The sequence below is a fragment of the Streptomyces sp. NPDC059373 genome (genome assembly GCF_042751495.1).
In the GTDB taxonomy this organism is placed as follows: Bacteria; Actinomycetota; Actinomycetes; order Streptomycetales; family Streptomycetaceae; genus Actinacidiphila.
In genome coordinates this window covers 57,148-77,413 of sequence record NZ_JBHYXC010000028.1, presented here as the reverse complement: position 1 = coordinate 77,413, position 20,266 = coordinate 57,148, and the positions used below count along the sequence as shown (strand labels likewise).

At 69.8% G+C, this 20,266-nt stretch carries 23 protein-coding genes and 1 pseudogene; 11 read left to right on the top strand and 13 right to left on the bottom strand.

The window, feature by feature from the left end; all coding sequences use genetic code 11:
* Positions 1-93 precede the first annotated feature (93 nt).
* Positions 94-1,119 (top strand): ATP-dependent 6-phosphofructokinase, encoded by a 1,026-nt coding sequence (locus ACFXJ5_RS29720; RefSeq protein WP_384637622.1) that lies wholly within the window; start codon positions 94-96, stop codon positions 1,117-1,119.
* Between the two features lie 94 nt (positions 1,120-1,213).
* Here ACFXJ5_RS29720 and ACFXJ5_RS29715 read toward each other — a convergent pair whose 3' ends face one another.
* Complete coding sequence (locus tag ACFXJ5_RS29715; protein ID WP_384637619.1) at positions 1,214-1,600, bottom strand: hypothetical protein; 387 nt, start codon at positions 1,598-1,600, stop codon at positions 1,214-1,216.
* 109 nt (positions 1,601-1,709) lie between these two features.
* Between ACFXJ5_RS29715 and ACFXJ5_RS29710 the strand changes: the two genes are divergently transcribed.
* Positions 1,710-2,471, top strand: a complete 762-nt coding sequence (locus tag ACFXJ5_RS29710) for a hypothetical protein (RefSeq protein WP_384637616.1) — start codon at positions 1,710-1,712, stop codon at positions 2,469-2,471.
* Positions 2,472-2,477: 6 nt separating this feature from the next.
* On the opposite strand, the gene ACFXJ5_RS29705 is transcribed toward ACFXJ5_RS29710, so the two are convergent.
* The 3 genes from ACFXJ5_RS29705 to ACFXJ5_RS29695 form a co-directional block, all read right to left on the bottom strand.
* Complete coding sequence (locus ACFXJ5_RS29705; protein WP_384637613.1) at positions 2,478-3,011, bottom strand: DUF6114 domain-containing protein; 534 nt, start codon at positions 3,009-3,011, stop codon at positions 2,478-2,480.
* A gap of 93 nt (positions 3,012-3,104) precedes the next feature.
* Positions 3,105-3,731, bottom strand: coding sequence for a DUF6230 family protein (locus tag ACFXJ5_RS29700; protein ID WP_384637611.1), 627 nt, complete (start codon positions 3,729-3,731; stop codon positions 3,105-3,107).
* A 610-nt stretch (positions 3,732-4,341) separates the two neighbouring features.
* Positions 4,342-5,307: a co-chaperone YbbN gene (locus ACFXJ5_RS29695; RefSeq protein WP_384637608.1), complete on the bottom strand. Its 966-nt coding sequence runs from the start codon at positions 5,305-5,307 to the stop codon at positions 4,342-4,344.
* A gap of 111 nt (positions 5,308-5,418) precedes the next feature.
* On the opposite strand from ACFXJ5_RS29695, the gene ACFXJ5_RS29690 reads away from it, so the two are divergent.
* A complete protein-coding gene (locus ACFXJ5_RS29690) occupies positions 5,419-6,033 on the top strand; it encodes a TetR/AcrR family transcriptional regulator (protein ID WP_384637605.1) in 615 nt (204 codons plus the stop codon).
* 204 nt (positions 6,034-6,237) lie between these two features.
* Here the strand turns inward: ACFXJ5_RS29690 and ACFXJ5_RS29685 are convergent, their stop codons facing one another.
* The 3 genes from ACFXJ5_RS29685 to ACFXJ5_RS29675 form a co-directional block, all read right to left on the bottom strand.
* Positions 6,238-7,938 carry a methylmalonyl-CoA mutase gene (locus tag ACFXJ5_RS29685; RefSeq protein WP_384637602.1) on the bottom strand — a complete coding sequence of 567 codons (1,701 nt, stop codon included), beginning with the start codon at positions 7,936-7,938 and terminating at the stop codon, positions 6,238-6,240.
* A gap of 93 nt (positions 7,939-8,031) precedes the next feature.
* On the bottom strand, positions 8,032-8,370 hold the full coding sequence (locus ACFXJ5_RS29680) for a DUF3817 domain-containing protein (RefSeq protein ID WP_384637600.1): 339 nt from the start codon (positions 8,368-8,370) through the stop codon (positions 8,032-8,034).
* Positions 8,371-8,403: 33 nt separating this feature from the next.
* Positions 8,404-8,916: a MarR family winged helix-turn-helix transcriptional regulator gene (locus ACFXJ5_RS29675; protein ID WP_127361348.1), complete on the bottom strand. Its 513-nt coding sequence runs from the start codon at positions 8,914-8,916 to the stop codon at positions 8,404-8,406.
* 354 nt (positions 8,917-9,270) lie between these two features.
* Here ACFXJ5_RS29675 and ACFXJ5_RS29670 point away from each other — a divergent pair, with 354 nt between their 5' ends.
* Entirely contained in the window at positions 9,271-10,905 is a 1,635-nt protein-coding gene (locus ACFXJ5_RS29670) for a M4 family metallopeptidase (RefSeq protein ID WP_384637597.1), read from the top strand.
* 116 nt (positions 10,906-11,021) lie between these two features.
* Entirely contained in the window at positions 11,022-12,008 is a 987-nt protein-coding gene (locus tag ACFXJ5_RS29665; protein ID WP_384637594.1) for a DUF5937 family protein, read from the top strand.
* A gap of 148 nt (positions 12,009-12,156) precedes the next feature.
* Here ACFXJ5_RS29665 and ACFXJ5_RS29660 read toward each other — a convergent pair whose 3' ends face one another.
* The 4 genes and pseudogenes from ACFXJ5_RS29660 to ACFXJ5_RS29645 all read right to left on the bottom strand — a co-directional run bounded on the left by ACFXJ5_RS29660 (position 12,157) and on the right by ACFXJ5_RS29645 (position 13,837).
* A complete protein-coding gene (locus ACFXJ5_RS29660; RefSeq protein WP_384637592.1) occupies positions 12,157-12,813 on the bottom strand; it encodes a TetR family transcriptional regulator in 657 nt (218 codons plus the stop codon).
* An 8-nt stretch (positions 12,814-12,821) separates the two neighbouring features.
* Positions 12,822-13,073 (bottom strand): annotated as a pseudogene (locus ACFXJ5_RS29655) (hypothetical protein); the annotation flags it as partial.
* Between the two features lie 123 nt (positions 13,074-13,196).
* Positions 13,197-13,490, bottom strand: coding sequence for an MTH1187 family thiamine-binding protein (locus ACFXJ5_RS29650; RefSeq protein ID WP_384637589.1), 294 nt, complete (start codon positions 13,488-13,490; stop codon positions 13,197-13,199).
* Entirely contained in the window at positions 13,487-13,837 is a 351-nt protein-coding gene (locus tag ACFXJ5_RS29645; protein ID WP_384637586.1) for a DUF3817 domain-containing protein, read from the bottom strand. The genes ACFXJ5_RS29650 and ACFXJ5_RS29645 overlap by 4 nt, the downstream gene beginning before the upstream one ends.
* A 171-nt stretch (positions 13,838-14,008) precedes the next feature.
* Between ACFXJ5_RS29645 and ACFXJ5_RS29640 the strand changes: the two genes are divergently transcribed.
* From ACFXJ5_RS29640 to ACFXJ5_RS29620, 5 genes are all read left to right on the top strand, one after another.
* Positions 14,009-14,815, top strand: a complete 807-nt coding sequence (locus ACFXJ5_RS29640; protein WP_384637583.1) for a DUF2127 domain-containing protein — start codon at positions 14,009-14,011, stop codon at positions 14,813-14,815.
* Positions 14,816-14,818: 3 nt separating this feature from the next.
* Positions 14,819-15,457 (top strand): AIM24 family protein, encoded by a 639-nt coding sequence (locus ACFXJ5_RS29635; protein ID WP_384637580.1) that lies wholly within the window; start codon positions 14,819-14,821, stop codon positions 15,455-15,457.
* A gap of 2 nt (positions 15,458-15,459) precedes the next feature.
* Positions 15,460-16,110 carry an AIM24 family protein gene (locus tag ACFXJ5_RS29630; protein ID WP_384637578.1) on the top strand — a complete coding sequence of 217 codons (651 nt, stop codon included), beginning with the start codon at positions 15,460-15,462 and terminating at the stop codon, positions 16,108-16,110.
* A 5-nt stretch (positions 16,111-16,115) separates the two neighbouring features.
* On the top strand, positions 16,116-16,895 hold the full coding sequence (locus ACFXJ5_RS29625; protein ID WP_384637673.1) for an AIM24 family protein: 780 nt from the start codon (positions 16,116-16,118) through the stop codon (positions 16,893-16,895).
* Between the two features lie 65 nt (positions 16,896-16,960).
* Entirely contained in the window at positions 16,961-17,467 is a 507-nt protein-coding gene (locus ACFXJ5_RS29620) for a MarR family winged helix-turn-helix transcriptional regulator (RefSeq protein ID WP_384637575.1), read from the top strand.
* Between the two features lie 31 nt (positions 17,468-17,498).
* Here ACFXJ5_RS29620 and meaB read toward each other — a convergent pair whose 3' ends face one another.
* Entirely contained in the window at positions 17,499-18,455 is a 957-nt protein-coding gene (gene meaB, locus ACFXJ5_RS29615; RefSeq protein ID WP_384637572.1) for a methylmalonyl Co-A mutase-associated GTPase MeaB, read from the bottom strand.
* A 32-nt stretch (positions 18,456-18,487) separates the two neighbouring features.
* A complete protein-coding gene (locus tag ACFXJ5_RS29610) occupies positions 18,488-19,690 on the bottom strand; it encodes an acetyl-CoA C-acetyltransferase (protein WP_384637569.1) in 1,203 nt (400 codons plus the stop codon).
* A 139-nt stretch (positions 19,691-19,829) separates the two neighbouring features.
* On the opposite strand from ACFXJ5_RS29610, the gene mce reads away from it, so the two are divergent.
* Complete coding sequence (gene mce, locus ACFXJ5_RS29605; protein WP_384637567.1) at positions 19,830-20,258, top strand: methylmalonyl-CoA epimerase; 429 nt, start codon at positions 19,830-19,832, stop codon at positions 20,256-20,258.
* Positions 20,259-20,266: the final 8 nt, after the last annotated feature.

Sequence of the window (20,266 nt, the reverse complement as noted above, 5' to 3'; positions counted from 1 at the left end):
CCCGCCAGCCTGGCAGGAGAGTGCGCATATAGGGTTAACACTGCGTGCACGAAGCACCGGCCACAAGCGTGAGGAAGGAAGAGACAGCCCGCCATGCGTATCGGAGTTCTCACCGCCGGCGGCGACTGCCCGGGCCTCAACGCCGTGATCCGCTCGGTCGTCCACCGGGCCCTGACCGGTCACGACGACGAGGTCATCGGCTTCGAGGACGGCTTCAAGGGTCTCCTCGAAGGCCGCTTCCGCCCGCTCGACCTCGACTCCGTCAGCGGCATCCTCGCCCGTGGCGGCACCATCCTGGGCTCCGCCCGCCTGGAGCGCGCCCGCCTGCACGAGGCCGCGGACAACTGGCGGACCATCTGCTCCGACCACGGCCTGGACGTCCTGATCCCCATCGGCGGCGAGGGCACGCTGACCGCCGCCCGGATGCTCGCCGACGCCGGGATGCCGGTGGTGGGCGTACCCAAGACCATCGACAACGACATCTCCTCCACCGACCGCACCTTCGGCTTCGACACCGCCGTCACCGTCGCCACCGAGGCCATCGACCGCCTCAAGACCACCGCCGAGTCCCACCAGCGGGTCATGGTCGTCGAGGTCATGGGCCGGCACGCCGGCTGGATCGCCCTGGAGTCCGGCATGGCCGGCGGCGCCCACGGCATCTGCCTGCCGGAGCGGCCCTTCGACCCCGACGACCTGGTCGCGATGGTCGAGGAGCGCTTCGCCCGGGGCAAGAAGTTCGCCGTCATCTGCGTCGCCGAGGGCGCCCACCCCGCCGAGGGCACCATGCCGTACGCCAAGGGCGAGATCGACCAGTACGGCCACGAGCGCTTCGTCGGCATCGGCACCCGCCTCGCCGCCGAACTGGAGTACCGCCTCGGCAAGGAGGCCAAGCCGGTCATCCTCGGCCATGTGCAGCGCGGTGGCGTCCCCACGGCGTACGACCGGGTGCTGGCGACGCGCTTCGGCTGGCACGCCGTCGACGCCGCCCACAAGGGCGCCTTCGGGCACATGACGGCGCTGCACGGCACGGCGATCGACCTGGTGCCGCTCGCGGACGCGGTGACCGCGCTCAAGCGGGTGCCGGAGGACCGGATGGAAGAGGCCGAGTCGGTCTTCTGACTCCGCTGGCCGCCAGGGCGAAACGGCCGAGGGCGCCCGCCCCGCAAGGGGGTTGGCGCCCTCGGCCGTTTCGTGCGGCTCCCGGAGGTCCGGTTCAGCTCTCGGTGTCGTACACGTGCATGCCGGGGACGGTCAGCGTGCCGCCGAACTGCCCCGCCTGGATGACCGTGACGTTGGTGAAGAAGGCCACGGGGACGTTCACCGGCGGAGGGGTGTCGGGCGTGAAGGTGACCGGGATGAGGCCGAAGAGGTTGCCCTTCAGCGACTCCGTGTACATGGTCACCGTGCCGTCCTTGATGGTCGACGTGGAACCTGCGGCCGCCTGAACGTGGGACTTCGTACCGTTCGGGCCGTCCACGATCTGGTGCAGGTTCTTGATGTCGACGCCGGTCGCGGTGAACTTGAGGACCTTCTTGACCGTGCCGTTGTACGTCTTGACCTCGACGATGCCCTTGTAGTCCAGACCCGTGAGGGTGAGCATGTCGGTCTTCAGGGTCCAGGGCGTGTCCGGCAGCAGCGAGGAGGTGTCCTGGGACTGCGCGGCCGCCAGTGCCTTCGCGTCGTGCGTGGGGCAGGGGTACGGGGTGTCCGTGGACGACGCCGAGGCGCTGGGGCTCGCGGTGGCGGTCGCCTTTGCCGCGGCCTCGTTTGCGGCCTTGGTGGCCTTCGCGAGGGTGTCCGCAGCCGAGGACGTCGCGTTGTCCGTCGTCTTCTTGGCCGTCTTGGTGGCCGTGTCCGACGCGGAGTCCGTGGTCGAGCTCGCCTTCGGGGTCGCCGTGGCGCTCGGGGTGGCACTGGAGGACGACGTCTTCGCCGACGAGGACGACGTGGTGCTGTTGACGCCCAGCAGGCTCTTCAGCGCGTCGCCCACACCCAGCGGGTCCAGCGGGTTCGTGGTCGAACTCGCTGAGGCCGATGCCGACGGGGTCGAGGTCGCGGTCGGGGTGCTGGTCTTGCCGCCGCCCGAGGACGACGAGCTCTTCGTCGACGAACTCGCCGACGGGGTCGGCGTGGCGGTCGCCTTGCTGCTGCTCGTGCCGTCACTCGAAGACGACGAGGACTTCGAGGACGAACTCGCGCTCGAGCTCGACGAGGACGCCGACGGCGTCGCCGACTCCTCCGGGGTGTCGGAGCACGACGTACCGGAGAAGGGGTTCTTCGGCAGTTCGTCGGCGGACGCCAGGCGCGGTGTGAGCCCCATGCCCATGAGTACGGCGGTCGGCATGGCGGCGATGGCTATCGCCTTGCCCGCGGGTACCTGCAGTTTGGTCAGCAGCGACTTTCTCGGTGCCGCGTGGCGCGGCCCCGTTCTGACACGCGGGCCGCCACCCACGGTCACGTCGGCCTGCTGAGCCTCATCACCCCGCACTGTGCCTCCCGTTCGCTTCTACGGCGTGGTCGTGCTCGTGCCCGTACTCGTCGGTCCCGACGTACTCGCCCTGACCGCCGCCGTCCGCGTCGCCGCCGTCCGGCAGCTCGGCCGGGTCGGCACCGGTTTCGGCCGCCGGGTCCGCGGGGGCCCAGGCGACGGCGAGCGCGCCGCCGATCATGCCCAGCAGGAAGCCCATCAGGAAGCCGCCGATGTTGGAGACGACCAGCGAGACCAGCGCCAGCATGATCGACGCGACGCCGGCGAAGACCCGGGCCACCGCCTGGAACCACATGGTCAGGCCGAGCACCACCAGCAGTACGCCGATGATCAGCGAACCGGCTCCGGCCGTGGTGGCCATGGCAAGCGTGAGCCCGCCAAGGCTGAGGTGTGCGTACGGGAAGTACGCGATGGGCCCCCCGGCGAGGATCGTGAGCAGGCCCGCCCAGAACGGCCGCTGCCCGCGCCAAACGCGGAAGCGGAACCGCCAATAGCCGACCCGGCCGTGTGTCTCGGCGCTCATGGAAAACAGCTCCCTGGGACTGGCTTCAAAGAAAAGAGTGTGGATGGGAAAGGTGAGGGGCGTCCCGCGCCCCTCACCCCCCTCAGTCAGTGCTTAGTAGCACTCGTAACCGGCGCCGGAGCCCTTCTTGACCGACATGCTCAGCCCGCTGAGCTTGAAGGTTCCCGCGCTGGTCGCCCAGGCGGTCTGCTTCACGTCGGTGAGAACGGCCTTGTCGGCCTCCTGGGCGAAGGAGCCCGGGAGTGCGGCGTCGCCGGACTTGATGCCGGGACCCTTCGTGCTGTCGGCAGCCGCGACACCAATGTTGATGTTGGTGAACGTGGCGTCCGCGTTGAGCTGGTCCAGGTCGATGTAGAGGTTCTTCGCCTCGACAGGCGAGCTACCGCCACCGGCCGACAGCTTCAGCGTCACATCACCGAAGACCGGGACCGGCACGACCACGGACTGGCAAAGGTCCTCGATCGTGGCGCTGTTGAACGCCGAAACCGCGACCGGGACAACCTTGCCGCCGTGCTGCGTGTCAAGAGCTCCGTACTGGACGAAACCCTCACCGGTCAGCTTCGCGGCCGTGACCTTGAACTGCTGTCCGGAAACACTGAACGACGCGGCGAGCGCACCCTGACCCAGGGCAACACCTATCGCCGCGGTGGCCGCAACGGACGGCACCATGACGACGGCGAACCGCTTCCATCTGGTACCGCCGCGAACGAGCGACTCCATGAAATTTCCTCCTTCTCGGACGTACATCTCCGGCCGAGATCGGATCCGGGCCTGGGATGGGAGAAGTGCTACGTCCTCGGGAAGGAGAGCGCCGTCGACCTCACCGGCCGTCCCAGGGGAATGCGGACGGCCGTGTCCGAAGAATCGGCGATCACCCCCGAGCGACAACCACTCGGCCACGCTCTCGCGCAACCAGCTGGACAGGCCCCGCCGGTCGGCAGAGACCCCCCTGTCCACGGGCAGCGGCGGTGGCCGCGAACCCGGCTCGGTGGGGACCCGTTTCCCCTGGGCCCGACCGGATGCCGGGCTGCGGTCACGGACCGAGCTTGGCCGATCGTGGTCCATTCGCGGCCGTCGCACAAGGGGCTTCGTTACTAGCGGGTAACGGAGCGATAACCCAGCACTGCCGGTCCGGACCAAGCCGCTCACGCTGGGTAGTTGAGGCGGGCCCGTGAAAGTCGGATAAAGAACGATGAAAACGGGCGAAAGGGTGCCCTGCTCCTACCGGAAGTAACAGCGACCGCACTTCATCAAGATTTGGTAAAGCGCGGTCGCCGACCTCACTGCTGTGCGCCAGTGATCGAACCGGCATTCGATCCGGCCAACTTCGTCAGAACAGCACCCGCGCCAGCGCCGCTCGCGCCGCCGTCACCCGGGGATCGTCCGAGCCGATCACCTCGAAGAGCTCCAGCAACCGCAGCCGAGCCGCGTCCCGGTCCTCGCCCGCCGTCCTGCGCACGGTCTCCACCAACCGCCCGAAAGCGTCCTCGACATGGCCGCCCGCCAGGTCCAGGTCAGCGGCCGCGAGCTGCGCCGGCACGTCGGACGGGTTGTCCGCCGCCGCCTTGCGCACCGCCTGCGGATCCGCGTCCTGCACCCGGTTCAGCAGCTCCGCCTGGGCCAGGCCCAGCTTCGCCTCCGTATTGCCCGGGTCGTCCGACAGCACGTTCTTGTACGCCTGGATGGCGCCGCCCAGGTCTCCCTGGTCCAGCGCGTCGTGCGCCGCCGACAGCGCGATCTCCTGCGGCGTGGCCGGCCGCTCCGGCTCCTCCGCCGGGGCCTCACCCTCCGCCACGGGAATCCCCACGATGCCGAAGCGCTGCTCGGCCACCGCGATCAACTGGTCCAGCACCTCACGGATCTGGTCCTCCGGCGCCGCGCCCTGGAAGAGCGGCATCGCCTGTCCCGCCAGCACCGCGAAGACCGCCGGGATGCCCTGCACCCCGAACTGCTGGAAGAGCATCTGGTTCGCGTACACATCGACCCTGGCGACGACGAACCGGCCGCCGTACTCCCCCGCGAGCCGGGCCAGCGTGTCGCCCAGCTCGAGGCTGGCCGGGGCCTGCTCGGCCTCGAAGCTGATGACGACCGGGACCTCGGTGGAGCGCTGCAGTACATCGCTCTCGAAGGTCGCCTCACTGACGTCGATCACAAGAGAAGAGGCGGTCGCGGCGACATCGCCGCCGTTACGAGCGGCGTCCGCGCGGGCCTGCTCGGCCTTCGCCTTGGCCTCGCCGGCCGCCTTCACCGCGGCGAGGTCGACCACACCGCTCATGGACATGTTCCGTGGCTGCATGAGACCAATCCTCCCCCCTCATCACGGTCGCCGGACAATCGGTCCTTACGCTACGCGCCGTAGCGTAACTGCATGGCTGTTTCCGGCGCAACGGGGATAGGGTCCGAACCCATGTCTACCCACGCCACTGGGAAACGCACCGGCCGGCCGCGCAGCGCTTCGGCCGATCTGGCGATCCTGGAGGCGACACGTGCCGCGCTCGTGGAACTGGGGTGGGGGAAACTCACCATGAGCGACGTCGCCGGCCGCGCAGGCGTCGCCAAAACCACCCTCTACCGGCGCTGGGCCAACAAGCACGACCTCGTCGTGGACGCCGTAGCCGTCCTCTTCGACGAGCTCCAACTACCGGACCTCGGCAGCCTCCGGGCCGACGTGGAGGGCGTCGTCCTGCAGTTCGCCGCACTGCTGGAGCGGCCCGAGGCCAAGACGGCCCTGATGGCGGTCGTCGCCGAATCGACGAACGACGCCGCCCTGCGGCTGCGGATCCGCTCCTCCATCGTCGACCGCCAGAAGCGCCTCGTCGTCGAGGGCCGCCGCCGCGCCCAGCGCCGCGGCGAAATCCCCCCCGACACCCCCGGCACCGACCCGGCCCCCCAGATCGACCTCATCTTCGACGTCATCGCCGGCGCGGTGGTGCACCGCACCCTCGTCAGCGGCGAACCGGTCGACGCCGCGTGGGCCTCCGGCTTCACGGGTTTGTTGCTTACGGGGCTTGCGTCAGCCTGAACCAGGTTCAACCGGGTTGGGGGTAGGCCGCTCGCCTGAGGCGGAGCGGGCTGGCCCAACCCGGCCGCACCCGGCGACGGGCCCGCACCACGACGGTGGGTGTCCGGGGGTGCGTCGGCGGCTTACGGCCGTGGCCGGGTTGTGCCAGCCCGTTCCGCCTTGCGGAACGTTCTCCCACAACCCGGTGGGAAGAATTCGCCGCCCTCAGAAGCGCGCAGGCTCGATATAGCCGCCCCACTCCTCCCTCAGAACCCCGCAGATCTCACCGAGCGTCGCCTCGGCCCGCGCAGCGTCAAGCATGGGCGCGATCATGTTCGTACCGTCCCGCGCAGCGGCGAGCATGGCCTTGAGGGCGGCGGCGACAGCCGCCTCGTCGCGGGCGGCCTTGCGGTCGGCGAGGACGCGGACCTGGTCGCGCTCGACCTCGTGGCTGACGCGGAGGATCTCCAGGTCGCCGGTGACCGAGCCATGGTGGACGTTGACGCCGACGACCCGCTTGTCGCGCTTCTCCAGGGCCCGCTGGTACGTGAAGGCGGCTTCCGCGATCTCCCCGGTGAACCAGCCGTCCTCGATGCCGCGCAGGATGCCGGAGGTCATCGGCCCGATGGGGTGCCGTCCGTCCGGGACGGCCCGGACGCCGAGCTCCCTGATCTTCTCGAAGATGCGTTCCGCGTCGGCCTCGATGCGGTCGGTGAGCGCCTCTACGTACCACGAACCGCCCAGCGGGTCCGCGACGTTGGCGACCCCGGTCTCCTCCATCAGCACCTGCTGCGTGCGCAGCGCGATCTCCGCCGCCTGCTCGCTCGGCAGGGCCAGCGTCTCGTCCAGGGCGTTGGTGTGGAGGGAGTTCGTCCCGCCGAGCACCGCCGCCAGGGCCTCGACCGCGGTCCGTACAACGTTGTTGTACGGCTGCTGGGCGGTGAGCGAGACGCCCGCCGTCTGTGTGTGGAAGCGCAGCCACTGCGCCTTCTCGCTCTGCGCGCCGTACACGTCCCGCATCCAGCGGGCCCAGATCCGCCGCGCGGCGCGGAACTTGGCGATCTCCTCGAAGAAGTCGAGGTGTGCGTCGAAGAAGAAGGACAGCCCCGGCGCGAAGGCGTCGACGTCCAGCCCGCGCGACAGCCCGAGCTCCACGTAGCCGAAGCCGTCGGCCAGCGTGTAGGCGAGCTCCTGCGCGGCCGTGGAGCCGGCTTCGCGGATGTGGTAGCCGGAGACGGACAGCGGTTTGTACGCGGGGATGCCGGCGGCGCAGTGCTCCATGAGGTCGCCGATGAGCCGCAGATGCGGCTCGGGCTCGAAGAGCCATTCCTTCTGGGCGATGTACTCCTTGAAGATGTCGGTCTGGAGCGTGCCGTTGAGGACGGCCGGGTCGACGCCCTGGCGCTCGGCGGCGACGAGGTACATGCAGAAGACGGGGACGGCGGGTCCGGAGATGGTCATGGAGGTGGTGACGTCGCCGAGCGGGATGTCCTTGAAGAGGAGCTCCATGTCGGCGGCGGAGTCGATGGCGACGCCGCAGTGGCCGACCTCACCCAGTGAGCGGGGGTCGTCGGAGTCGCGCCCCATCAGCGTGGGCATGTCGAAGGCGACCGAGAGGCCTCCGCCGCCCGCTTCCAGGATCATCTTGTAGCGCTCGTTGGTCTGCTCGGCGTTGCCGAAGCCGGCGAACTGGCGGATGGTCCAGGTCCGGCCCCGGTACCCCGTCGCGTACAGGCCACGGGTGTACGGATACTCGCCGGGCCAGCCGATCCGCTCGAAGCCGGGCACCTCCGAGCCGGGTGGCGGCCCGTAGACCGGCTCCACGGGATCCCCGGAGAGCGTGGTGAAGTCCGCGTCCCGCTTGCGGGAGGCGTCGTAGCGGGCCTGCCAGCGGCGGCGGGCCTCGTCGATCGCGTCGGCGTCCATACTTCGAATTTACTAGGACGTCCTAGTAAATGTCGATGGCAAACCGCCCGCCGCACGAGGGAGCCGCGAGGCGGGCGGTTGACGTCAGGAGCGTCAGGCGCTGACCGGCTCGGCGGCGGCGGCCGCGATCAGCGGCTCGACCTCCCGCGACACCTTGCGCTCGACGAAGAACGCGGCGGTGGGGACGGTCCCGGCCAGCAGCACCCACGCGAGCTTGGGGAGCGGCCACTTCGCCTTGGAGCCGAGGTCGAAGGCGAAGATCAGGTAGACCACGTAGAGCCAGCCGTGGGCGATGGCGACGACCTGGGTGAAGGCCGCCGCCCCGTCGATCTTGAGGACGTACTTGGCGATCACACCGAGGGTCAGCAGGATCAGCAGTACGCCGGTGGTGTACGCGAGCGCGCGGTACCGGGTCAGAACACTCTGCTTCATGCGGACGAGCCTAACCGGTGCGATTCCGGCGCTTTACGCGCCCTCCTCGAAGTCGCCGGCCGCTATCCGCAGTGGCCTCAGCAGCGCGAAGATCTCCCCGCACTCCTCGGCGTCGTACGTGCCGAGGCCGAAGTCCATCGCCATGAGGTCCTCGGTCGCGGCGTCGCAGACCTCGCGGCCCTTGTCGGTGATCGAGGCGAGCGTGCCGCGCCCGTCGTTCGGGTTGGGCCGCTTGGCGACCAGGCCGGAGGCCACCAGCCGGTCGACGGTGTTGGTGACGGAGGTGGGATGCACCATCAGCCGCTCGCCGATCTTGGACATCGGGAGCTCGCCGGCCTTGCTGAAGGTGAGCAGTACCAGCGCCTCGTACCGGGCGAAGGTGAGCCCGTACGGCTTGACGACGGCGTCGACCTGGCCGAGCAGGATCTGCTGCGCGCGCATGATCGAGGTGATCGCGGCCATCGAGGGCACCCGGCCCCAGCGCCGGGTCCAGGTCTCGTCGGCGCGTGCGATCGGGTCGAAAGGCAGGCTCAGCGGCTTCGGCACGGGCGAGAGCCTACCCGCCGGTCACATCGTGGGGAGCCCCGTCTCACCGAACGGACGGGCCGAATCAATGATCATAAGCGATCGGCCTGTGGTGCGTATTTCGGCAGTGTTTCAGCCATCCCAAGAGCGGAATCCGGCCGGAAAGCGCCCCTCATAGGGGAGGGATTCCCCTAGTCCCACGAGGCTTTGGTCCCTCTTTATCCCTGGTAAGGACGACGTAAGGGCACCTCTGCGCGACCGGTAACCGGCCATTGGGTGAAGTGGACCTGTCATTTACCTGTTGATGAATGTCAAGCTCCAGACCAGCGCGGAACGTTCGCGCCATCCCCCCACACCACACCAAGGAGCACGACCTTGCGGAAGAAGCTGGCCTTCGGCACCGTCGCGGCAGCCACAGCACTGCTCGCGGCGGGCCTGCAGTCCTACTCGGCGAGCGCGGCCCCCACGCCCCTCGCCACCTCGATCGCCAACTCCCAGGTCAAGGCGCTTGCTTACGGCAAGTCCCAGGCCGCGGACGTGGCGGCCTCCCTCGGCCTGGGCGCCCAGGAGAAGCTCACGGTCAAGGACGTCGTCGTGGACACCGACGGCACCCGCCACCTGCGCTACGACCGCACCTACGCCGGCCTGCCGGTGCTCGGCGGCGACCTCGTGGTGCACGAGACCAAGAACGGCACCACCAAGTCCGTGACCCGCGCCACCACCAAGGCGATCAAGCCGGCCACCACCACCCCGGCGGTCTCCGTGGCCGACACCGAGGCCGCCGCCACCGGCACCGTCGAGAAGCTGCTCAAGACCCCCATGGCCAAGGGCGAGGAGCCGCTGAAGTCGGTCGGCAAGGCGGGCACGCCCGAGAAGGTCATCTGGGCCGTCTCCGGCACCCCGCGCCTCGCGTACCGCACGGTCGTCACCGGCACCCAGGACGACGGCACGCCCAGCAAGGTCAACGTCATCACCGACGCCGCGACCGGCAAGGTCATCCAGCGGTACGAGGGCATCGAGACCATCACCGGCACCGGCAACGGCGTCCGCGTCGGCTCGGTCACCCTCAACACCACCCAGAGCGGCAGCACTTACTCGCTCAAGGACGCCAGCCGCGGCGGCATCTACACCACCAACCTCGGCAACAAGGCGACCTCCTCCAAGGGCACCACCTTCACCGACACCGACAACGCCTGGGGCAACGGCTCCACCAGCAGCACCCAGTCCGCCGGTGTGGACGCCCAGTTCGGCGCCGCCGCCACGTGGGACTACTACCTCAACACCTTCGGTCGCAGCGGCATCGACAACGACGGCGTCGGCTCGCTGTCCCGCACCCACTACGGCAGCAGCTACGTCAACGCCTTCTGGGACGACAGCTGCTTCTGCATGACGTACGGCGACGGCTCGGGCAACGCCTCCCCGCTCACCTCCCTCGACGTGTCCGGCCACGAGATATCCCACGGCGTCACCAGCGCCACGGCGGGCCTGACCTACTCCGGTGAGTCCGGTGGTCTCAACGAGGCCAACTCCGACATCTTCGGCACGAATGTCGAGTTCTACGAGAACCTCGCCTCCGACACCCCCGACTACCTCATCGGCGAGAAGATCGACATCAACGGCGACGGCACCCCGCTGCGCTACATGGACAAGCCCTCCAAGGACGGCGGCTCCGCCGACTACTGGTCCTCCTCGGTGAAGAACCTCGACGTCCACTACTCCTCGGGCGTCGGCAACCACTTCTACTACCTGCTCGCCGAGGGCAGCGGCTCCAAGACCATCAACGGCGTCAGCTACTCCAGCCCCACCTACAGCGGCACCACCGTCACCGGCATCGGCCGCGACAAGGCCGCCGCCATCTGGTACCGCGCCCTCACCGTCTACTTCACCTCCTCCACCAACTACTCCGCCGCCCGCACCGCCACCCTCAAGGCCGCCACGGACCTCTACGGCTCCACCTCCACCGAGTACAAGGCCGTCGCCGCCGCCTGGACCGGCGTCAACGTCAGCTGACCCCGCTCCTCGCCCGGCCCCCGGCGGTGGTGTGCTCCGTACGCCCTACGGACCACACCACCGCCGGGGGCCGTAGTCTTTCGGCGGGAGCCGAATCACCGGCGAGAGGGGGGGCCGTGCCACTGCATCTGCGCTTCGGCACCGACGACTTGCTGCGCTGCCGGTTCGCGCTGTCGCCGCTGTGCGAGACGCACGAGGCCGTACGGACCCTGCGGCGCACCGAGCGGCACGGCTATCACCTGCCGTGGCTGCGGCGGATGCGGGGAGCTATCGCGGATGTCGGGCTCGATCTGGCGCCGCTGTGGCTGTTCATGCCGCAGCCGGGCTACACGCCGGACTTCCTGGGCCGGCCGCCGGCAACCCCCGCGCCCACTTTCGAGGACGAGCTGGCGTTGCTGCGCGGCACCGATCCGGCGCTGGCCCGGGAGGAGATGGTCCGGTCGCTGGCGGGCACGCCGGGTGCCGCCGCATCGCCCCTGGGCCGGGAGCTGCTGGCGGATCCGGCGTACGCCGTCCAGCGCCTGGCCGATGTCACCGAGCAGGCGTGGAACGCACTGGTCGCCACGGACTGGCCCCGGCTGCGGGCCCTGCTGGAGGCCGACATCGCGTACCGCTCACGGCAGTTGGCCCTGGACGGCCTGCGCGGGGTCTTCGCCGACCTGCATCCCAGGCTGGCCTGGGCGGACGGCACGCTGACCCTGCGCAACCGCGACGACCGCCTGGACGAGCAGCGGCTCGACGGCCGGGGCGTGCTGCTGCTGCCCAGCGTCTTCGTGTGGCCGGACGCGGTCAGCGGCTTCGCCGAGCCCTGGCAGCCGACCGTGATCTACCCCGCCCGTGGCATCGGCGCCCTCTGGCAGACCCCGCAGGCCCCGACCAACGCCCTCGTCCGGCTCCTCGGCCCGAACCGCGCCGCGGTCCTCGGCGGCCTCGACGAGCCCGCCTCCACCACCGCCCTCGCCAACCGGCTCGGCCTCGCCCCGTCCTCCGTCTCCGCGCACCTGTCGGTCCTGCGGGACGCCGGACTACTCACCTCGCGCCGCCACGGGCACCAGGTCCTGTACGAGCGCACCCCGCTGGGCCTCGCCCTGGGCCCTGTCTGACACATCCCGCCTGCCCCGCGACCCTCCCCCAGGCACGCGCGCTCGCTGCGTTGTCGGAGTCGCCCGAGTAGCCCACTACGAGGGCAATCCTCCGCCTTGCGATCACACACACCAGACGCCGCGGGGCCCGCCCTCCCGGCGGCCGGCGCTATGTGTCAGACAGGGCCTGGCGGGAGCCGGGGGCAGCGGTCCGGCGTAGCCTCGCCCGGACGGCGCGCTGCGCGACCGGGCCGAGCTCCTCCAACGCGGCCACCAGTCCGGCCAGTTGCTCCAGCGAGGACAACGCGCGCTCGGTCCCCTCCGGATCCACGCCCTCGTACAGCTCCAGCCCGACAAAGCCCGCCGCCACGGCCCGCGCGAGCCCGCCGACATCCACGAACTCCGCGAGTGGCGTACCGGCCAGCACCCTGGCCAGCACCTGCTCCACCTCCTCCACCCACAGCCCCAACCCGGCCGCCGTCGCCGTCACCAGCCGTGGCTGGGCCTGGGCCCCCGCCAACAGCTGGGCGAGCACCGCGACATGGCCCGCAGCGCGTTCTGCGGCGTGCAGCTCCCTTGCCAGCGCCAGGAGTTCGGCGAGCGTACGCACTCCGGCGAACCGCTCCCGGTACAGCGCCACCCGCCGCTCGGCACCGTCCCGGCAGGCCGCCGCCAACAGCTCGTCTACCGAACCGAAGTGATAGAAGACCAGCGCCTGGTTCACCCCCGCCGCACCCGCCACCGCCCGCGCCGACGCCCCCGCGATCCCGTGCTCCCCCAGCACCTCCAGCGCCCCCGCCAGCAGTCTCTCCCGGGTGCCGCTCATGCCCGGGCCTGCGCCGGCCGCGACAGCGGATGATGCGCCGAGGCGAAGCGGAGCGCCGAGGTCCGGGTCCCGTCGGGGCGGTGCCGCTCCCCAGCGGCGGTGCCCGTTCCGGTGACCATGAGTCCCGTGAGGACCCGGACCCCGTACCTGAAGCGCTGCGGCTCCCCTTCCGAGCGTTCCAGGTAGTCGATGTGCGTGAAGCGCGGAAGCGCGTCCATGTCGGCGCGGATCCGCGCCTCTACGTACAGCCCCTGCCCCATGCGCTCGCCTCCCCAGGCGTCACACACGTTTGAGCGGTCGCTCAAATTGACCATAAGGCAAATTTGAGCGACCGCTCAAGGAGGGAAAACCCTCGGGATCCAGCTCGGGATCCAGCTCGGGATCTAGGTGGACAGGTGCCGTTCGATCGTCTCGACCTTGGCCGTGAGGCCGTCCGTGACGCCCTGCCGGATGTCGGCCTTGAGTACGAGGGACACGCGCGGGGCACGGGCCTCGACGGCGGCGACGGCGCGCTTGACGACGTCCATGACCTCGTCCCAGTCGCCCTCGATGGAGGTGAACATCGCGTCGGTGCGGTTCGGGAGACCGGACTCGCGGACGACGCGGACGGCGTCGGCGACGTATTCGCCGACCTCCTCGCCGACGCCGAGCGGGGAGACGGAGAAGGCGACGATCACGACTTCGCCACCGCCGCCGTCTCCTGGCGGGCCCGGGAGGCGATGACCGCGTCCTCGGCCTCGCGGCGCAGCTTGCGCTCGGCGAAGAAGCCGCCGGTCGGGAGGACGGAGAGGACGAAGTAGAAGGCGGCGCGGCCGAGGGGCCACTTCGTGCGGTTCCAGGCGTCGGCCCAGAAGACCACGTACAGGATGAAGAGGATGCCGTGGATCATGCCCATGGCCGGAACGGCGTTGAAGTCGGTGGTGCGCTTGAGCACCGAGCAGACCAGGAGGAGCAGGAAGGACACCGCCTCGGGGGCGGAGACCAGTCGGAGCCGGCGCAGGGCGGAGGCTGTTTTGATGTCCACGGATCACCTTCGGGGGTCGGGGCGCAGCACTTGTGCGTACGTTCACAAGCAGCCCCCATTATCGCCCGGCCGTTCGGCGTCCCTCGGCGGGGGTCGGCAACCGCAGGGGCGCAGGGTAGCGTCCCCCTCCACGACACCTGACACTCGCGACCAGCCAACGGGGATTGAGCCATGAAGTTCGACTGGGACCGGCGCACCTGCTCCCGCAAGGGGCACGTCACCTACGCCCCGGACGAGGACCACCTGCGCGAGCGGCTGCACGCGGCCACCGCCCTCGGCGACGCCTGGCGGTGCCTGCGCTGCGGCGACTTCGCTCTGGGCGCCCCGCACGGCTCGGGCCCGGCGGACCGGGCGCCCGAGGTGCCGCGCGGGCGGGCGCTGCGGGACCTGTTCATCCTGCGCTTCCTCGCCGTGGAGCGGATCCTGCGCGGGCTGTTCATCGTGCTGGCCGCCTGGGCGGTGTGGAAGTTCAGCAACTCGCAGGACGCGGTCCACCGCCTCTTCGAGAACAATCTCACCGCCTTCCGGCCGGTCGCCCAGCACTTCCACTACGACATCGACCACTCCCCCGTCGTCGACACCATCCGCAAGACCTTCGACTACAAGCACTCGACGCTGGTGATCGTCGCCGTGGCCCTCCTCGCCTACGCGCTGATCGAGATCGTCGAGGGCGTCGGCCTGTGGATGACCAAGCGCTGGGCGGAGTATCTGACCGTCGTCGCCACAGCCGCCTTCCTGCCGCTGGAGATCTACGAGCTGACGGAGAAGACCAGCTGGATCAAGATCGGCACACTGGTTCTCAACGTCCTCGCCGTCCTCTACATCCTGCTCTCCAAGCGGTTGTTCGGACTGCGCGGCGGCGCCGAGGCCTTCGAGGCGGAGCGCCGCGGCGCATCGCTGCTGGAGGTCGAGGAGTCGGCCGGCGAGCGGAGCGAGCGCGACCCGGTGACGAGCGCCACGACGCCGGATACGGTCTGACCCGTGGCGCAATTCCGACTGCAGGGCAGCAAAGTGCTCGCCGTGGACATCACCGGCGACGCAGTGAAGGCGAAGAACGGCGCGATGGTCGCGTACGACGGCCAGATGGCGTTCAAGAAGATGACCGGCGGCGGCGAGGGCATCCGTGGCATGGTCACCCGCCGGCTCACCGGCGAGTCCATGGAGGTCATGGAGGTGAAGGGGCACGGCACCTGCTACTTCGCCGACCGCGCGAGCGAGATCAATCTCGTAAGGCTGCAAGGCGAGAAGCTATACGTCGAGGCCAGCAATCTGCTCGCCACCGAGGCCACCCTCCGCACCGGCACCACCTTCACCGGCCTGCGCGGCGCCTCGCAGGGCAACGGGCTGTTCACCACCACCGTCGAGGGCGTCGGCCAGGCCGCCATCACCTCCGACGGCCCGGCGATCGTGCTGCGCGTCACCAACGGCACCCCGCTGCAGGTCGACCCGGGCGCGTACGTGGCCCACACCGGCAACCTCCGGCAGAACTTCCAGACCGGCATCAGCTGGCGCTCCGTGATCGGCGAGAGCGGCGGCGAGTCCTTCCAGATCCGCTTCGAGGGCGAGGGCCTGGTCTACGTCCAGCCCAGCGAGCGCAACACGATCGGGGGGCAGTTCTGACCATGGCCTTCACCCGGATCAACAACAAGATGGTCGAGGCCCAGGTCCTGCCGGGGCAGCGGCTCTTCAGCCAGCGCGGCGCCATGCTCGCGTACCGGGGCGACGTCACCTTCACCCCGAACATCCAGGGCGGCCAGGGCGGCTTCGCGTCCATGATCGGGCGGCGGGTCGCCAACGAGGCCACCCCGCTGATGACGGTCGAGGGGCGCGGCTCGGTGATGTTCGGCCACGGCGGCCACCACGTCCACACCATCGACCTGACCGGCGACACCCTCTACGTCGAGGCCGACCGCCTGCTGGCCTTCGAGGGCTCGCTGCGGCAGAGCACGATGTTCATGGGCTCCCAGGGCGGCGTCATGGGCATCGTCCGGGGCCAGGTCACCGGCCAGGGCCTGTTCACCACCACCCTCCAGGGACAGGGGGCGGTCGCCGTCATGGCCCACGGCGGCGTCATCGAGCTGCCGATCAGCCCGCAGCGGCCGGTCCACGTCGATCCCCAGGCCTACGTCGCCCATCGCGGCGACGTACGCAACAAGCTCTCCACCGCGCTGGGCTGGCGCGACATGGTCGGGCGCGGCTCCGGCGAGGCCTTCCAGCTGGAGCTGTCGGGGCAGGGCACGGTGTACGTACAGGCGTCGGAGGAGAAGCTGTGAGCCACATGCAGGCGGGCGGCGGCCCCGTCGTCCACGACCCCTACACGCTCCCGGTCGACGACAACGTCAATCCGTACGCCTTCTGCGTGGACCTCAAGGGCCAGTGGTTCCTGCAGAAGGGCAAGATGATCGCCTACTACGGGCAGATCACCTTCAACGGCATCGGGCACGGCCCCCTCGACGGCCTGGTCCGCGCCAATTTCCACTCGCCGCTGCACGCCGCGGACTGGGTCGTCGCCGAGGGCCAGGGCAAGCTGCTGCTTGCCGACCGCGCCTTCGACGTCAACTCCTACGACCTCGAGAACGGCAACCTGACGATCCGCTCCGGCAACCTGCTGGCCTTCCAGCCCGGGCTCTCGCTCAAGCAGTCGATCATTCCGGGCTTCCTGACGCTCATCGGCACCGGCAAGTTCGTCGCCGCCTCGAACGGCGCCGTCCACTTCGTCGAGCCCCCGATCCGCGTCGATCCGCAGGCGCTGGTCGGCTGGGCCGACTGCCCTTCCCCCTGCCACCACTACGACCACAGCTACCTGCGTGGGGTGCTGGGCGGCGTACGGGCGCTCACCGGGATCGGCGGCACCTCGGGTGAGGAACACCAGTTTGAATTCGTCGGCGCCGGGCAGGTCCTCCTGCAGTCCAGCGAAGTCCTGATGCCCGAGCAGGCCACCGGCGCCGTTCCTCATGAGCCCGGCGTCCCGGGCGGTGCCGGCCACGGGGGTCCGCAGCAGGGCGTGCCGCGCATGCCCGGCCAGCTGGGCGATCTGCAGCGCCGCTTCGGTCTGTGACCGCGCGGACACGGAAAAGCGACCCCAAGTAATCCAGTTTTCAACTTCTTGGGTATACTCACAGCATGGAGACGGAGACGGAGACCAAGAAGCCCGCGAGTACCGACGGCACCGACGTTTGGCTCACCGCCGCACAACAGCGTGCCTGGCGCACTCATCTGGAGGTCAGCAAACTCCTGACCCACCAGCTCGAACGCGATCTCCAGCCCTTCGGCCTGACCTACAACGACTACGAGATCCTGGTCAACCTCTCCGAAGCCCCGGACCGCCGCCTCCGCATGTCCGACCTCGCCCGCGCGACCCTCCAGTCCAAGTCGCGCCTCTCGCACCAGATCTCCCGCATGGAGACGGCCGGCTTCGTCCGCCGCGAGAACTGCGAGTCCGACCGCCGCGGCCTCTTCGCCGTCCTCACCGACGACGGCTGGGAAACCATGCGCAAGGTCGCCCCTCACCACGTCGCCGCGGTGCGCGAGCACTTCATCGACCTGCTGACCGATGAGGACCTGACAGCCCTGCAGCGCTCCCTGACGCCGGTGGCCGAGCACCTGCGGGAGGTCCGCGGCCGCGCGTAGGGCAGGGGGGCTGGGGGCAGAGGGCAGGGGGTCAGCCCTCCGTCAGGCCCGCCACCAGCTCGTCCGCCGCCGTGTACGGATCGAGCTCGCCGTTGACGATGCGGTCGGCGAGTGAGTCGAGGCGGCGGTCGCCGTGGAGGTCGCCGATGCGTTCGCGCAGGGCGGTGACGGCGATGTGCTCGACTTCGAGGGCGGCGCGGCGACGGCGGCGGTCGGCGAGGACGCCGTGCTCCTCCATCCAGGCCCGGTGCTTTTCGAGTGAGGCGACGACCTCGTCGATGCCTTCGCCACGGGCGGCGACGGTCTTGACGATGGGCGGACGCCAGTCGCCGGGGGCGCGCGATTCGCCGAGGCCGAGCATGTGGTTGAGCTCGCGGGCGGTGGCGTCGGCGCCGTCGCGGTCGGCCTTGTTGACGACGTAGACGTCGCCGATCTCGAGGATGCCGGCCTTCGCGGCCTGGATGCCGTCGCCCATGCCGGGGGCCAGCAGGACGACCGAGGTGTCGGCCTGGGCGGCGATCTCGACCTCGGACTGGCCGACGCCGACCGTCTCGACGAGGATCACCTCGCAGCCGGCGGCGTCGAGGACGCGGATGGCCTGGGGGGCCGCCCAGGCGAGGCCGCCGAGGTGGCCGCGGGTGGCCATGGAGCGGATGTAGACGCCGGGGTCGGAGGCGTGGTCGGACATCCGGACCCGGTCGCCCAGCAGCGCGCCCCCGCTGAACGGCGAGGAGGGGTCCACCGCCAGTACGCCGACCCGCTTGCCGGCCCGGCGGTAGGCGGTGACCAGGGCGGACGTCGAGGTGGACTTGCCGACACCCGGGGAGCCGGTGAGCCCGACCACGTACGCGCCACCGGTGAGCGGCGCGAGCGCGGCCATGACGTCACGGAGCTGCGGGGACGCCCCCTCCACGAGGGAGATCAGGCGGGCGACGGCGCGGGGGCGGCCCTGCCGTGCCTGCTCGACCAGGGTGGGGACGTCCACCATTGCGGCTCCGTTTCTACGATCGGATCAGCGGATTACTTGCCGGGCACGCGGATGACCAGAGCATCGCCCTGTCCGCCGCCGCCGCACAAGGCGGCCGCGCCCACTCCACCGCCGCGCCGCTTGAGCTCAAGGGCGAGGTGGAGGACGAGCCGTGCGCCGGACATCCCGATCGGGTGACCGAGGGCGATGGCGCCGCCGTTCACGTTCACCTTTTCAGGTGTCACCCCGAGGTCCTTCATCGACTGGACGGCGACGGCTGCGAAGGCCTCGTTGATCTCGATCAGGTCAAGATCTTCGACCCCCAGGCCCTCCTTCTTCAGGGCGTGCGCGATGGCGTTGGACGGCTGCGACTGCAGCGAGTTGTCCGGGCCCGCCACATTGCCGTGGGCGCCGATCTCGGCGATCCACTCCAGGCCCAGCTCCTGCGCCCGGGCCTTGCTCATCACGACCACCGCCGCCGCACCGTCGGAGATCTGCGAGGACGTACCGGCCGTGATGGTGCCGTCCTTGGTGAAGGCGGGCCGCAGCTTGCCCAGGGACTCGGCCGTCGTCTCGGCGCGGATGCCCTCGTCCTTGCTGAAGACGACCGGCTCGCCCTTGCGCTGCGGGATCTCGACCGGGGTGATCTCGGCCTCGAAGAGCCCGTTCTTCTGGGCGGCGGCGGCCCGCTGGTGCGACAGGGCCGCGAACTCGTCCTGCGGGGCGCGGTCGATGCCGAGCCGGCTGTTGTGCTTCTCCGTGGACTCGCCCATGGCGATGTTCTCGAAGGCGTCGGTCAGCCCGTCGTACGCCATCGCGTCGAGGACCTCGACCGCGCCGTACTTGTAGCCTTCGCGGGACTTGGGGAGCAGGTGGGGGGCGTTGGTCATGGACTCCTGGCCGCCGGCCACCACCACGTCGAACTCGCCGGCGCGGATCAGCTGGTCGGCCAGCGCGATCGCGTCGAGCCCGGACAGACACACCTTGTTGATGGTCAGCGCCGGGACGCTCATCGGGATGCCGGCCTTCACGGCGGCCTGCCGGGCGGGGATCTGGCCGGCCCCGGCCTGCAGCACCTGGCCCATGATCACGTACTGCACCTGGTCGCCGCCGATACCCGCACGGTCGAGGGCGGCCTTGATGGCGAAGCCGCCCAGGTCGGCGCCGGAGAAGCTCTTGAGCGACCCGAGCAGGCGCCCCATGGGGGTGCGTGCGCCTGCGACGATCACGGACGTTCGTGCTTCCTGGCTGGTCATGACGCGGCCCCTTTGCACGGAGGGAAATGTTAACGAGGGTTTCCGTCAATGTACTGAGCGGTAGCGCCACGGTCACGAGGCGGACGGTGTGATCGCGCGCACGTTGCGTGACCATGCGTGTGAGGGGTGCACTGGACCCATGCTGACTCGAATCGACCACATCGGTATCGCCTGTTTCGACCTGGACAAGACCGTCGAGTTCTACCGTGCCACGTACGGCTTCGAGGTGTTCCACTCCGAGGTCAACGAGGAGCAGGGCGTGCGCGAGGCCATGCTCAAGATCAACAACACGGACGACGGCGGGGCCTCCTACCTCCAGCTGCTGGAGCCGACCCGCGAGGACTCCACCGTCGCGAAGTGGCTGGCCAAGAACGGTGAGGGGGTCCACCACATCGCCTTCGGCACGGCGGACGTGGACGCGGACTCCGCCGACATCAAGAGCAAGGGCGTACGAGTCCTTTATGACGAGCCGCGCATCGGTTCGATGGGGTCCCGGATCACATTCCTGCACCCCAAGGACTGTCATGGGGTACTCACCGAGCTCGTCACGTCCGTCAAGGACCACTGACCCAGGCC